General features: G+C 72.4%; 8 protein-coding genes. 4 read left to right on the forward strand and 4 right to left on the reverse strand.

Going from position 1 to position 13,098, the window contains the following annotated elements:
* Window positions 1-105: 105 nt before the first annotated feature.
* The gene (locus tag ACFYW5_RS22945) at window positions 106-747 is read left to right on the forward strand and encodes a methyltransferase domain-containing protein (protein WP_389418921.1); all 642 of its coding nucleotides are present in this window, start codon (window positions 106-108) and stop codon (window positions 745-747) included.
* 2 nt (window positions 748-749) lie between these two features.
* Here the strand turns inward: ACFYW5_RS22945 and ACFYW5_RS22950 are convergent, their stop codons facing one another.
* On the reverse strand, window positions 750-4,124 hold the full coding sequence (locus ACFYW5_RS22950) for a pyruvate carboxylase (protein ID WP_389418922.1): 3,375 nt from the start codon (window positions 4,122-4,124) through the stop codon (window positions 750-752).
* A 94-nt stretch (window positions 4,125-4,218) separates the two neighbouring features.
* Complete coding sequence (locus tag ACFYW5_RS22955) at window positions 4,219-6,306, reverse strand: sigma-70 family RNA polymerase sigma factor (protein WP_389418923.1); 2,088 nt, start codon at window positions 6,304-6,306, stop codon at window positions 4,219-4,221.
* A gap of 234 nt (window positions 6,307-6,540) precedes the next feature.
* On the opposite strand from ACFYW5_RS22955, the gene katG reads away from it, so the two are divergent.
* The gene (gene katG / locus ACFYW5_RS22960) at window positions 6,541-8,730 is read left to right on the forward strand and encodes a catalase/peroxidase HPI (RefSeq protein WP_389418924.1); all 2,190 of its coding nucleotides are present in this window, start codon (window positions 6,541-6,543) and stop codon (window positions 8,728-8,730) included.
* A gap of 22 nt (window positions 8,731-8,752) precedes the next feature.
* On the opposite strand, the gene ACFYW5_RS22965 is transcribed toward katG, so the two are convergent.
* Window positions 8,753-10,141 carry a glycoside hydrolase family 43 protein gene (locus tag ACFYW5_RS22965; RefSeq protein WP_389418925.1) on the reverse strand — a complete coding sequence of 463 codons (1,389 nt, stop codon included), beginning with the start codon at window positions 10,139-10,141 and terminating at the stop codon, window positions 8,753-8,755.
* Between the two features lie 196 nt (window positions 10,142-10,337).
* Here ACFYW5_RS22965 and ACFYW5_RS22970 point away from each other — a divergent pair, with 196 nt between their 5' ends.
* A complete protein-coding gene (locus ACFYW5_RS22970) occupies window positions 10,338-11,762 on the forward strand; it encodes an amidase (protein WP_389418926.1) in 1,425 nt (474 codons plus the stop codon).
* A 55-nt stretch (window positions 11,763-11,817) separates the two neighbouring features.
* Window positions 11,818-12,264, forward strand: coding sequence for a type II toxin-antitoxin system PemK/MazF family toxin (locus tag ACFYW5_RS22975; protein ID WP_389418927.1), 447 nt, complete (start codon window positions 11,818-11,820; stop codon window positions 12,262-12,264).
* Here the strand turns inward: ACFYW5_RS22975 and ACFYW5_RS22980 are convergent.
* Window positions 12,249-13,073, reverse strand: coding sequence for a TIGR02452 family protein (locus tag ACFYW5_RS22980; protein ID WP_389418928.1), 825 nt, complete (start codon window positions 13,071-13,073; stop codon window positions 12,249-12,251). The genes ACFYW5_RS22975 and ACFYW5_RS22980 overlap by 16 nt on opposite strands.
* Window positions 13,074-13,098: the final 25 nt, after the last annotated feature.

Genomic DNA, 13,098 nt, shown 5'->3' on the forward strand with positions numbered 1-13,098 from the left:
CGGTTACGGACCCCATTCTTCCCTGCTGGGCGCGGGGACGCGCACCGGGCCGCCGTTGTGGCGCGAGTCCGCCGGGTGCGACGATACGGGCCGCCGAGCGAAGGGATGCGCGACGTGCCGTACGAGGAGCAACGCCCGCCCGCCGCAGCGCTGTTCGACGCGCTGGGTGCCGACTACGAGAAGGCGTTCGCCCACGCCCCCGCCCATCTGTCCGCCCTGGAGTGGCTGCTCGAACGGCTGCCGCCCGCCGCCCGGACGCTGGACGTGGGCAGCGGCACCGGACGGCCGACCGCGGCCGCGCTCACCGCGGCGGGCCACTCGGTGCTGGGCGTCGACGTCTCCCCCGTCATGGTCGAACTCGCCGCCCGGCAGGTCCCCGGGGCCGAGTTCCGCTGCGCCGACATCCGTGAACTCCCCTTGGAGGAGGGCTCGTTCGACGGGGTGTGCGTGTTCTTCTCGCTGCTGCAGATGACCCGCGCGGAGCAGACGGCGGTGGTGGACCGGCTGGCCCGGGCTCTCAGGCCCGGTGGCCATCTGGTGCTGGCGACCGTGCCCGCGGACGTGGCGGACGTCGAGGTGGTCTTCATGGGCCTTCCGGTGCGCGCGACGAGCTTCGCGGAGGCGGACCTCGTCGCCGTGGTGGAGGCGGCGGGGCTGACGGTGCTGTCGCGGAACAGCACCGTCTTCACCCCGGACCACCCCGGAGCGGGGCCCGAGCCCCACCTGTTCCTGTACTGCCGTCGCTGACCTCAGCCGATCTCGGCCAGCAGGTCACCGCCCTCGACCTGCTGGATCCGGTTGACCGCGAGCCGGGAGACCGTGCCGTCCTTGGCGGCGGTGATCGACGCCTCCATCTTCATCGCCTCGATGGTCGCCACCGTCGCCCCGGCCGCCACCTGGTCGCCCTCGGCGACCGCGAGGGTCACCACGCCCGCGAACGGCGCCGCGACATGGCCGGGATTCGAGCGGTCGGCCTTCTCGGTGGCCGGGATGTCCGAGGCCACCGCCCGGTCGCGGACCTGGATGGGCCGCAACTGGCCGTTCAGGGAGGACATCACCGTCCGCATGCCGCGCTCGTCGGCGTCACCGACGGCCTGCAGCTCGATCAGCAGCCGCACCCCGGGTTCGAGGTCGATGGCGTACTCCTTGGCCTGGCGCAGGCCGTAGAAGAAGTCCTTGCTGTCCAGCACGCTGGTGTCGCCGTAGGACTGGCGGTGGGTCTCGAACTCCCGGGTCGGGCCGGGGAACAGCAGCCGGTTGAGGGTGGCGCGCCGGTCCTTGACCAGGCCCGCGCGGTCGTCGGCGGTGAGGCCCGCGGGCGGCTTGGCCTCGGCGCGGCCGCGCAGGGCCTTGCTGCGGAACGGCTCGGGCCAGCCGCCGGGCGGGGTGCCCAGCTCGCCGCGGAGGAAGCCGATGACGGAGTCGGGGATGTCGAACCGGTCGGGCTCCGCCTCGAAGTCGGCCGGGGAGACGCCCGCGCCCACCAGGTGCAGGGCCAGGTCGCCGACCACCTTCGAGGACGGGGTGACCTTCACCAGCCTGCCCAGCATCCGGTCGGCGGCGGCGTACATGGCCTCGATGTCCTCGAAGCGGTCGCCGAGGCCGAGCGCGATGGCCTGGGTGCGCAGGTTGGACAGCTGACCGCCGGGGATCTCGTGGTGGTAGACCCGGCCGGTCGGCGCGGGCAGGCCCGACTCGAAGGGGGCGTAGACCTTGCGGACGCTCTCCCAGTACGGCTCCAGGTCGCCGACGGCCTGGATGTCGAGGCCGGTCGGGCGGGCGGAGTGGTCGGTGGCGGCCACGATCGCCGACAGGGACGGCTGGGAGGTGCTGCCCGCCATGGACGCGACCGCCCCGTCCACGGCGTCCGCCCCGGCCTGGACCGCGGCGAGGTAGGTGGCGAGCTGGCCGCCGGCGGTGTCGTGGGTGTGCAGGTGCACCGGCAGGTCGAACTCCCGGCGCAGCGCGGTCACGAGGGTGGCGGCGGCCGGGGCCCGCAGCAGTCCGGCCATGTCCTTGACGGCCAGGATGTGGGCGCCCGCGTCGACGATCCGCTCGGCGAGGCGCAGGTAGTAGTCGAGGGTGTAGAGCCGCTCGTCCGGGTCGGACAGGTCGGCGGTGTAGCACAGGGCCACCTCCGCGACGGCGGTCCCGGTCTGGCGTACGGCGTCGATGGCGGGGCGCATCTGGTCGACGTCGTTGAGGGCGTCGAAGATGCGGAAGATGTCGATGCCGGTGGCGGCGGCCTCCTGCACGAAGGCGTCGGTGACCTCGGTCGGGTAGGGGGTGTAGCCCACGGTGTTGCGGCCGCGCAGCAGCATCTGCAGGCAGATGTTCGGGACGGCCTCGCGCAGGGCGGCCAGCCGCTCCCAGGGGTCCTCGGCGAGGAACCGCAGGGCGACGTCGTAGGTGGCGCCGCCCCAGCACTCCAGGGAGAGCAGCTCGGGCAGGGTGCGGGCGACGACCGGGGCGACGGCGAGCATGTCCTTCGTACGGACCCGGGTGGCGAGCAGGGACTGGTGGGCGTCGCGGAAGGTGGTGTCGGTGACGCCGAGGGTGGGCGCCTCACGCAGGTTCCGGGCGAAGCCCTCGGGGCCGAGTTCGACGAGCCGCTGCCGGGAGCCCGCGGGCGGCAGTCCCTCGGGTACGGGGGGCAGCTTGGCCATCGGGTCGGCGAGGTCGGGCCGCTCGCCGTGCGGCCGGTTCACGGTGACGTCGGCCAGGTAGGTCAGCAGCTTGGTGCCGCGGTCGGCGGAGTGGCGGGCGGTGAGCAGATGCGGGCGCTGCTCGATGAACGAGGTGGTGACCCGGCCGGCCTGGAAGTCCGGATCGTCCAGCACCGCCTGGAGGAACGGGATGTTGGTGGACACCCCGCGGATGCGGAACTCGGCGACGGCACGCCGGGCGCGGCCCACCGCGGCGGCGAAGTCCCGGCCCCGGCAGGTGAGCTTCACCAGCATGGAGTCGAAGTGGGCGCTGATGTCCGTACCGGCGTGGGTGGTGCCGCCGTCGAGGCGGATGCCGGAGCCGCCGGGTGAGCGGTAGGCGCTGATCCGACCGGTGTCGGGGCGGAAGCCGTTGGCGGGGTCCTCGGTGGTGATACGGCACTGCAGGGCGGCGCCGCGCAGGGTGACGGTCTCCTGGGAGAGCCCGAGGTCGGCGAGGCTCTCGCCGGCGGCGATGCGCAGCTGGGACTGGACCAGGTCGACGTCGGTGACCTCCTCGGTGACCGTGTGCTCGACCTGGATGCGCGGGTTCATCTCGATGAAGACGTGGTTGCCGTCGCGGTCGAGGAGGAACTCCACGGTGCCCGCGTTGCGGTAGCCGATCTGCCGGGCGAACCGGACGGCGTCGGCGCAGATCCGGTCGCGCAGGGCCGGGTCGAGGTTGGGGGCGGGCGCGAGTTCGATGACCTTCTGGTGGCGGCGCTGCACCGAGCAGTCCCGCTCGAAGAGGTGGATGACGTTGCCGTGGCCGTCGGCGAGGATCTGCACCTCGATGTGGCGGGGTTCGACGACGGCCTTCTCCAGGAACACCGTCGGGTCACCGAAGGCGGACGCCGCCTCGCGCGAGGCGGCCTCGATGGACTCCCTGAGCTGGGCGGGGTTCTCGACGCGGCGCATCCCGCGCCCGCCGCCGCCCGCGACGGCCTTGACGAACACCGGGAAGCCGACGTCCTCGGCGGCGCGGACGAGTTCGTCGATGTAGTTGGAGGGCGCGGAGGAGCGCAGCACGGGTACGCCGGCCTCGCGGGCGGCGGCCACCGCGCGGGCCTTGTTGCCGGTCAGCTCCAGGATGTCCGCGTCCGGTCCGACGAACGTGATGCCCGCCGCCGCGCAGGCCCGGGCCAGCTCGGGGTTCTCGGAGAGGAAGCCGTAGCCGGGGTAGACGGCGTCCGCGCCGGCGCGCCGGGCCGCGCCGACGATCTCGTCGACGGAGAGATAGGCGCGCACCGGATGTCCCGGTTCGCCGATCTCGTAGGCCTCGTCGGCCTTCAGCCGGTGCAGCGAGTTGCGGTCCTCGTGCGGGAAGACGGCGACGGTCCGCGCGCCCAGCTCGTAGCCCGCACGAAAGGCCCGAATCGCGATCTCGCCTCGGTTGGCGACCAGCACCTTGCGGAACATTCGTGATCCCTTCGCCTGCGGGTGAGGTGCACCATGGTGTCGGCCCCGTCGCGCCGACGCCATGTGAACCTGGCCACGGCGAGCCCTGACACCCCTAGTAGCCGAACACCTGGGTCCAGGTCCAGTCGTCCTCCACGAGGCCGATGCCCATGGTGGTGAGGGAACAGTTGAGGATGTTCTCGCGGTGGCCCTGCGAGTTCATCCACGCCGCCATCACGGCTGCCGGGGTGGTCTGGCCGCGGGCGATGTTCTCGGCTCCGGGCGACGGATGTCCCTGGGCGGCGGCCCGGTCGGCGAAGGTGCGGCCGTCGAGGCTGGTGTGGTCGAAGTACTGGTTCTGCGACATGTCCTCGCTGTGCAGCTGAGCGGCCCGGGCGAGGCGGCCGTCGTGCGTCACAGGCCCACAACCGGCTTTCGCACGCTCGTTGTTGACGAGGGCGAGGACCTGCGCGGAGGGTGTGCCCGCGGGTGCGGTGGCGGGGGTCGCCGACGGACGGGGCGGGGGCGTCGTCGCCTTCTGCGGCTGCGGCTGCGGCTTCGTGCGTGAGGCTGTCGGCGTGGGCTTCGGGGACTTGGTGCTGGGCTCGGGTGAGGGGGACTTGCTCGGCGACTGGGACGGGGAGGGGGAGGGGGCCGCCGAGGTGGTGGGGGGAGCCGAGGAGGGGGCCGGGGGTGTGTCGGCAGCGGACTGCACCTTGTCGCCCTCGCCGTCCGGCTGCAGGCTCAGGGTCGCGACGGTGCCTCCGGTGATCAGTACGGCGACCGCGGCGGCCACGCCGGTGATGCGGCGGCGCTGGGATATTCGTCTGCGTCGGCCGTGGCCGTGGCGCCCTCGGGAGGGGGCGGTGCGCACCGGCGCGAGTACGGCCGTGGGGTCACCCTCTGCGGCTGCGGTGCCGGACTCCGGGTGGGTGTGAGCGGAGGCGTGCTCTGCCGGGGCCCCGGTGTGGCCGCGATCCGGATACCCCGGCACACCCGGGACCGCGCCGTGCCCGAACTCCGGATACCCCGGCCCCCCGGAGGCCGCACCGTGACCGGCGTCCGGATACCCCGGCACACCCGAAGCAACACCGTGACCGACGTCCCCATGCCCCGCCACACCGGAGGCCGCGCCATGGCCCACGTTGGCATGCCCCAGCCCACCCGAAGCAGCACCGTGACCGACGTCCCCAACCCCCGCCACACCGGAGGCCGCGCCATGACCGGCGTCCGGATACCCCGGCACACCCGAAGCAACACCGTGACCGACGTCCCCATGCCCCGCCACACCGGAGGCCGCACCGTGACCGAGGTCCCCATGCCCCGCCGCACCCGAAGCCGCACCATGACCGAAGTCCCCATACCCCGCCGCACCCGAAGCCGCAGCCGCGGTTTCGGTGGTCGCGAAGGCGGTCAGTGCGGCGAGGCCGGTGAGCGCGGCGGCGACGGGCACCAGTCCCAGGCCGACCAGCAACCCCTCGGCCGGGACCAGCCCGCTCTGGTGGCCCGAGCACGGCACGCAGTCCCGGGCGTGCCGGGCGATGCGCTTGCGCCACAGCGGTGACGGGCGGCCGTCCCAGTTGCCGATCACCTGGCCGAGGTGACCGCACGGCGGCGTCGCGGCGAGCGCCCGTACCACCAGGCGGGCGGTCTCCAGCTGAGCCTTCATCCGCTGCACCCGCACCGCCGTGTGCTGCTGGGACAGCTCGAGCGCCGCGGAGACCTCCGCCCGGCTCAGCTCGCCGACGGCCTCCAGCCACCACAGCGACAGCAGCATCCGGTCGTCGCCGTCCAGCCAGCGCGTGGCCTGCGCCACCTCGCGCCGCTGGCCGTCCAGACCGAGGCGCAGGATCGTCAGGTCCACGAAGTCCGCGCCGGGGTCGGCCACGTCGTAGGCGTCCTCCAGTTCCGAGCCCGCCGGTGCCGTCTGCTGCCGGTACTGGTAGGTGCGGATCTGGTTCATCGTGATGGCCACGAGCCAGGACCGGAAGCTGGCGGGGTGGTGCAGCGAGCCGAGCGCGCGCAGGGCGCGGAGCATGGTCTCCTGCACGACGTCGTCGACGTCGGCATGTCCGTTCAGCGCCCGGCCCACGATGTTGTAGACCAACGGCAGATACGCGCCGACCAGCTCGTCCTGCGCCCGGAGGTCACCCCGCCGAGCCGCCTCGACCACGGCGCACTCGTGCTCTCCCATCGCTGCCATGCCTGACCACCACATCCCTTTCGGTTGCCGCATTCTTTCGCCCGGTACAAGGGGAGACCTCCGGCAGGGGGGTGCCATAACAGAAACCCCAGCGGGAACAGAAACCCCGCCGCTGACCTGCGGCCGCCGAATCGGCTGCCCCTGCGTGGTTCGTAGCGATGCGCTCCGCGGTACGCGACCATACGGACGCCGACCCGGCACGAAACGGACACGGTGACAGGAAGAAGGACAATCATGCCCGGCAGTGAGAGCGAGAACCCGGTAATCCCCTCCCCGAGTCCCACCTCGACTCGGCCCAGGACGAACCGGGACTGGTGGCCCAATCAGCTGGACCTCCAAGTTCTGCACCAGCACTCGTCCCGCTCCAATCCGATGGAGGAGGACTTCGACTACGCGAAGGAGTTCGCGACCCTCGACGTGGAGGCGCTGAAGCGGGACGTCCTCGAGGTGATGACGACGTCCCAGGACTGGTGGCCCGCCGACTACGGTCACTACGGGCCGCTCTTCATCCGGATGAGCTGGCACGCCGCGGGCACGTACCGGATCGCGGACGGCCGGGGCGGCGGCGGCAGCGGTGCGCAGCGCTTCGCCCCGCTCAACAGCTGGCCGGACAACGCGAGCCTGGACAAGGCGCGCCGCCTGCTGTGGCCGGTGAAGCAGAAGTACGGCCGGAAGATCTCCTGGGCCGATCTCCTCGTGTTCACCGGCAACTGCGCCATGGAATCGATGGGGTTCAAGACGTTCGGATTCGGTTTCGGACGCGAGGACATCTGGGAGCCGGAGGAGATCTTCTGGGGGCCCGAGGACACCTGGCTCGGCGATGAGCGCTACAGCGGCGACCGGGAACTCACCGGTCCTTTCGGTGCCGTGCAGATGGGCCTGATCTACGTCAATCCCGAGGGGCCCAGCGGCAACCCGGATCCGATGGCCGCCGCCCGGGACATCCGCGAGACGTTCGGGCGTATGGCGATGAACGACGAGGAGACGGTCGCGCTCATCGTCGGCGGCCACACCTTCGGCAAGTGCCATGGCGCGGTCGACGTCAGTTACATCGGCCCGGAGCCCGAGGCAGCCCCCATCGAGCAGCAGGGGCTCGGCTGGCGGAACACCTACGGCCGCGGCGTCGGCCCGCACGCGCTCACCAGCGGGCTGGAGGGCGCGTGGACCTCCGAGCCGACCAGGTGGGACAACGGATACCTCAACAACCTGTTCGGGTACGAGTGGGAGCTGACGACGAGCCCGGCCGGTGCGAAGCAGTGGACTCCCACGGATGCCGCGGCCAAGGACACCGTGCCCGACGCCCACGATCCGTCGAAGCGGCACGCGCCCATGATGCTGACGACGGACCTCGCGCTGAAGGTGGACCCGGTCTACGGGCCGATCGCGAAGAGCTTCCACGAGAACCCGGACAAGCTCGCGGAGGCGTTCGCCAAGGCGTGGTACAAGCTGCTGCACCGTGACATGGGTCCCCTGTCGCGTTACCTCGGCCCGTGGGTTCCCGAACCGCAGCTGTGGCAGGACCCGGTGCCCGAGGTCGACCACGAGCTGGTCGGGGACGAGGACATCGCCGCCCTCAAGGCCACGATCCTCGACTCGGGGCTGTCCGTGTCCCAGCTGGCCACCACCGCGTGGGCGGCGGCGGCGAGCTTCCGCGGCACCGACAAGCGCGGCGGGGCCAACGGCGCCCGGATCCGGCTGGCACCGCAGAAGGACTGGGAGGTCAACGACCTGCCCGAGGTCACCGATACGGTGGCGGCCCTGGAGCGGATCCAGCGGGACTTCAACGCCTCGCAGACCGGCGGTACGAAGGTGTCGCTCGCCGACCTGATCGTCCTGGGCGGCTGCGCGGCCGTCGAGCAAGCGGCCAGGAACGCCGGGCACCCGGTCACGGTCCCGTTCGCCCCCGGCCGCACGGACGCCTCCCAGGAGCAGACCGACGCGGAGACGTTCGCCATGCTGGAGCCCCAGGCGGACGGGTTCCGCAACTACCTGCGGGCGGGCGAGAAGCTGTCGCCGGAGACCCTCCTGCTGGACCGCGCCAACATGCTCACCCTGACCGCGCCCGAGATGACGGTGCTGATCGGCGGCATGCGGGCCCTGAACACCGGCTTCAAGCAGTCCCGGCACGGGGTCCTCACCAACCGGCCGGAGACCCTGACCAACGACTTCTTCATCAACCTGCTCGACATGAGCACGGAGTGGAAGGCGTCGGCCGCGGACGAGAACGTCTTCGAGGGCCGGGAGCGCGCCACGGGCGAGGTCAGGTGGACCGCCACGGCCGTCGACCTCGTCTTCGGTTCGCACTCCCAGCTCCGGGCCCTGTCGGAGGTGTACGGCTCCAGGGACGCGGAGGAGAAGTTCGTGCGTGACTTCGTGACGGCGTGGGACAAGGTGATGAACCTGGACCGGTTCGACCTGTCCTGAGCGGAGCGGGCCGCCGTACGACTCAACCCCAGGCCGCTACCGGCACGAAGGAGCTGTCCTGCCGGAACAGGTCCGTCCCGTCGGACCGTTCCACCCGCAGCTGATAGCCGTAGTGCCGCAGGTAGCGGCCCGGGTAGTTGTACGACTCGAAGCGCAGCGCGCCCGTCGCCGTGCCGGTGCGGGCGATGAACGTGGCGTCCCGGGCGAACGCCGCGGTGCCGTTGTCCGGGTCGAAGCGGGCGCGGAAGTCGTAGTGGCGCAGGTAGGCGCCGGCGGCGTCGCGGAAGGAGTAGCCGCCCGGGTCGGCGAGGCCCGCGGTGACCGTGAAGGTGGCCGCCTGCTTCTCGGCGGTGGTGCTGGAGGCGCTCACCACGGGGAGGTTGAGCAGGGCCGACTGCTGCTGCCAGTGGCGGGTGGGGTAGTTGGCGGACCGGAAGGAGCGGGTGGTGCCGCGGGCCAGGCTCGGACCGCCCGGCACGGTCTCCTTGACCACCGTGAAGTGCCGGGCCGTGCCGGAGATCGCGGGCAGTGCGGCCGGTGCCGACCAGGTGGCGAAGGTGTCGTGGCTGTCGCTGCAGTAGTACCTGCCGTCGCCGTAGCCGTCGAAGAACATGCGCCAGGCGCCGTTGTCGAGCTGGACCAGCGCCGGGCCCTCGCGGTAGCTGCCCCAGCCGGCCCAGTCGCCCGTGCGGGAGATCGTGTAGGGCCCGGCGAGGGAGGTCGCGGTGCCGTACTCGATGTACTTCGTGGTCTCGTTCTTGGTGAAGGCGTGGTAGGTCGAGCCGGTCCGCACCAGGAAGGTGTCGATGTGGTTGGCGCCGATGCCGGTCAGGGCGACCGGTGAACTCCACGCGGTCAGCGCGGAGTTGGTGGCCCTGAGCCGGTACGGCGTGAAGATCCACTCGTCGTTGGTCGTGGAGCAGGACACGATGACGTGCACGCTGCCGTCGCCGTCGACGAAGAACTCCGGTGCCCAGGCGCGGGAGAGGTTCGCGATCGGGACCGGATGGTCGTAGAGGAAGGTCCAGTTGACCCGGTCCGTGCTGCGCGCGAAGCCGATGGTGGTGCTGGTGTCCTGCCAGGTGCGGGTCGTGTAGGTGACGTAGTAGTAGCCGTCGGTGTGCCGGATGACGCTGGCGTCGCGGATGCGGCCGGCGGGCGGGGTGTAGGCGGCGGAGCGCAGCAGCCGGAAGTCGGTGGCGTCGTCGGACTGGTAGACGTTGACCGTGCCGTCGTTGCTGTTGAGGAACGGCACGATGGTGTAGCGGGTGGCGGAACCGCTCGGCGGCGCGGCGGCGGCGGCCGCGCCGAGCAGTCCGGGCGCCTCGGACAGCAGTAGGGCCGAGGCGGGCAGGGCGGTCATCGCCCGGAGCAGGGTGCGGCGGGACGGGGTGGGGCGTTGCGGGGTCATGGGCGGCTCTCCCTCTGACGCGTGGGGCACACACCGAGTTGTTCGACTTACCGAACTCGGTTCGGAAGATCGGTCAGAAGGTAGGGGTGGGACGAGAGTGCGTCAATGGTCCGCGCACCGCTCGACACAAGCCGAGGCAAAGGCCGCCCCAGAGGCTACTGTTCAGTAGACAAGGCCGTCACCGGAGGTGCCCCGTATGACGTTCGACCGTTCCGCAGGGCTCACCGAGTCCGCCCGTGCGCTGGCCGACGGGGAGGTGAACTCCCGGACCCTGGTCGAGCGGGCGCTCGCGCGCATCGAGGCGACACGGGGCTCCCTCAACGCCTTCCGGATCGTCCGCGCCGAGGCGGCGCTCGCCGAGGCGGACGCGGCGGACCGGGAACTCGCCTCGGGCGGACGGCGGCCGCTGCTCGGCGTGCCGGTCGCCGTCAAGGACGACATGGACGTCGCCGGGGAGCCCACCGCGTTCGGCTGCCAGGGGGAGTTCCCGCCGGTCGCCGAGGACGGCGAGGCGGTACGGCGGCTGCGCGCGGCCGGGGCCGTGATCGTCGGCAAGACCAACACCTGCGAACTGGGGCAGTGGCCGTTCACCGAGGGCCCGGCCTTCGGCGAGACCCGCAACCCGTGGAACACCGAGTACACGCCGGGCGGTTCCTCGGGCGGTTCGGCCGCCGCCGTCGCCGCCGGGCTGGTCCCCGCCGCGCTCGGCTCGGACGGCGCCGGATCGGTGCGGATCCCGGCGTCCTGGACCAACCTGGTCGGCATCAAGCCGCAGCGCGGCCGGATCTCGACCTGGCCGCGCGGCGAGTCCTTCCAGGGCATCACGGTCAACGGCACGCTGGCCCGTACGGTCGCCGACGCGGCCCTGCTGCTGGACGCGGCGAGCGGCAACCACGCCGGGGACCCCTGCCGTCCCCCGGCCATCGACGCCTCGGCGGCCGTGGGCCGCGACCCCGGACGACTGCGCATCGCCCTGGCCCTGAAGCCCCCGTTCACCGCGGTACCCGCCCGGCTCCGGCCCGAGGTGCGCGACAAGGTCGTCGAACTCGCCGAGAAACTGGCCGCGCTGGGACACATCGTCGAGGAGGCCGATCCGCCGTACGGACAGATCGGGCTGGCCTTCGTGCCGCGGGCCACCATGGGGATCGCCGAGTTCGTGAGCGAGTCGCCCTTTCCCGCGCTGCTGGACCGGCGCACCCTGGGCGCCGCCCGGCTGGGCCGGCTGCTCGGTGGGGCACCGCTGCGGGCGGCCCGGCGCGCCGAGGCGGTGCTGCACCGCCGTATCGGCACGTTCTTCGAGGCCTACGACGTGATGCTCGCGCCGACGACGGCCGCTCCCCCGCCGCGGATCGGCGCGCTGCTGGGGCTCGGCGGGCTCGCCACCGACCGCGCGATGATCGCCGCCTGTCCCTTCGCCTGGCCGTGGAACGTGCTGGGCTGGCCCGGCGTGAACGTCCCCGCGGGCTTCGTGGAAGGCGGTCTGCCGGTCGGCGCCCAACTGCTGGGACCGGCCCACAGCGAGCCCCTTCTGCTGTCGCTCGCCGCCCAGTTGGAGGCGGAACTGCGCTGGCACGAGGCATGGCCGCCGGGGCAGCTCGCCTCGGACATCCCGGCCGGATAGACCGGCGGGGTGCCCGACGCCCGTTCGCCTCCGCGCACGCCCTACCGTGATCCCCGTGACTGCGTCCACCGAAGAGAACATCCCCGGCCGTCAGGGCCCCTTCGCCACCGTCGAGGCCGACCCCCGCGAGGTGGGCCGGGTGCACACCGAGTACTCGCCCGCGCACGACGGCGACCCGGATCCCGGGGAGATCGTCTGGACCTGGGTGCCGTACGAGGAGAACGACGGCCGCGGCAAGGACCGGCCCGTGCTGGTGGTGGCCCGGGAGCCGGGCGGCACCGTCCTGGCCGTGCAGTTGTCCAGCAAGCGGCATGACGCGCACCGGGACTGGGTGGCGATCGGGCGCGGGCCCTGGGACCGGTCCGGGCGGGACTCCTGGGTCGCCGTGGACCGAGTGCTGCGGCTGCACGAGCGGGGGATGCGGCGCGAGGCATGCGCGCTGGACCGGATGCGGTTCAACGCGGTCCGCCACCGGCTGCGGGAGCGCTACGGCTGGAGCTGAGGCTCCAGGAACGCCCGTTCGAAGGCCGTCCGGGTCGTCGTCCGCGGGGTCCGGTCGAGGATGCCGAACACGACCCGCTCGAAGCGGCCCGCGAACCGTCCGCCCGGGCCCAGCAGCGCCCGGAACGCACCCGCCACCTGCCCCGGTTCGTTCTGGAACACTCCGCAGCCCCAGGCGCCGAGCACCAGCCGCCGGTAGCCGTGGACGGCGGCCACCTCCAGCACCCGCTCGGCGCGCACCGCGAGGGCCCCGGGGAGGTCAGCGGCGCGCTCCGGTGCCGTACGCCTGACGACTCCCGCGTTCGGCGCCGCGGAGGTGAGGAATCCGGCCGTGTACGGCGCGTCCAGCAGGCGTCCTCGGTCGTCGCGGAAGACGGGCACGGCGGGTGAGTGGATGACCCGGTCGGTGTAGAAGGGGTCGCGGTGGGCCCGGTGGTGGTCGTAGAACTCGCGGAGCTCGATCAGGCAGGTGTAGAGCGCGGAGGCCCGGCACAGGGCCTCCTCCTGGGCCTGGGCGCCGTTGAGATAGCCGCCGCCGGGGTTGCGCGCCGAGGAGAAGTTCAGGACGGCCGTCCCGGGGCCGAGGCGGCGCGCCGCCTCCAGGCTGCTCTCGCCCGTGACCTCGATGTGCGTGTCCACCGGGGAGGCCAGGGGCACCGGCACGGGGCCGGGCCCGTACCTGCGCGTGCCCTGCCTGGCGGCTTCCACCGCCGCGGCGATCGACACCTCACGGCCGTCGGACGCGGGGTAGGAACCCGCGGCCACGATCCGTTCCGTCTGCTGTGCGAGCTCCCGCAGGCGCGCGCTCATGGCGCCACCCCCGTGAGCGCCTTGA

The sequence above is a fragment of the Streptomyces sp. NPDC002779 genome, assembly GCF_042888685.1.
GTDB lineage: Bacteria > Actinomycetota > Actinomycetes > Streptomycetales > Streptomycetaceae > Streptomyces.

Coding starts and splice junctions, on each gene's coding strand:
- ACFYW5_RS22945 (WP_389418921.1), top strand. CDS start 106: ATGCGCGACGTGCCGTACGAGGAGCAACGCCCGCCCGCCGCAGCGCTG.
- ACFYW5_RS22950 (WP_389418922.1), bottom strand. CDS start 4,124: ATGTTCCGCAAGGTGCTGGTCGCCAACCGAGGCGAGATCGCGATTCGG.
- ACFYW5_RS22955 (WP_389418923.1), bottom strand. CDS start 6,306: ATGGCAGCGATGGGAGAGCACGAGTGCGCCGTGGTCGAGGCGGCTCGG.
- katG (WP_389418924.1), top strand. CDS start 6,541: ATGCCCGGCAGTGAGAGCGAGAACCCGGTAATCCCCTCCCCGAGTCCC.
- ACFYW5_RS22965 (WP_389418925.1), bottom strand. CDS start 10,141: ATGACCCCGCAACGCCCCACCCCGTCCCGCCGCACCCTGCTCCGGGCG.
- ACFYW5_RS22970 (WP_389418926.1), top strand. CDS start 10,338: ATGACGTTCGACCGTTCCGCAGGGCTCACCGAGTCCGCCCGTGCGCTG.
- ACFYW5_RS22980 (WP_389418928.1), bottom strand. CDS start 13,073: ATGAGCGCGCGCCTGCGGGAGCTCGCACAGCAGACGGAACGGATCGTG.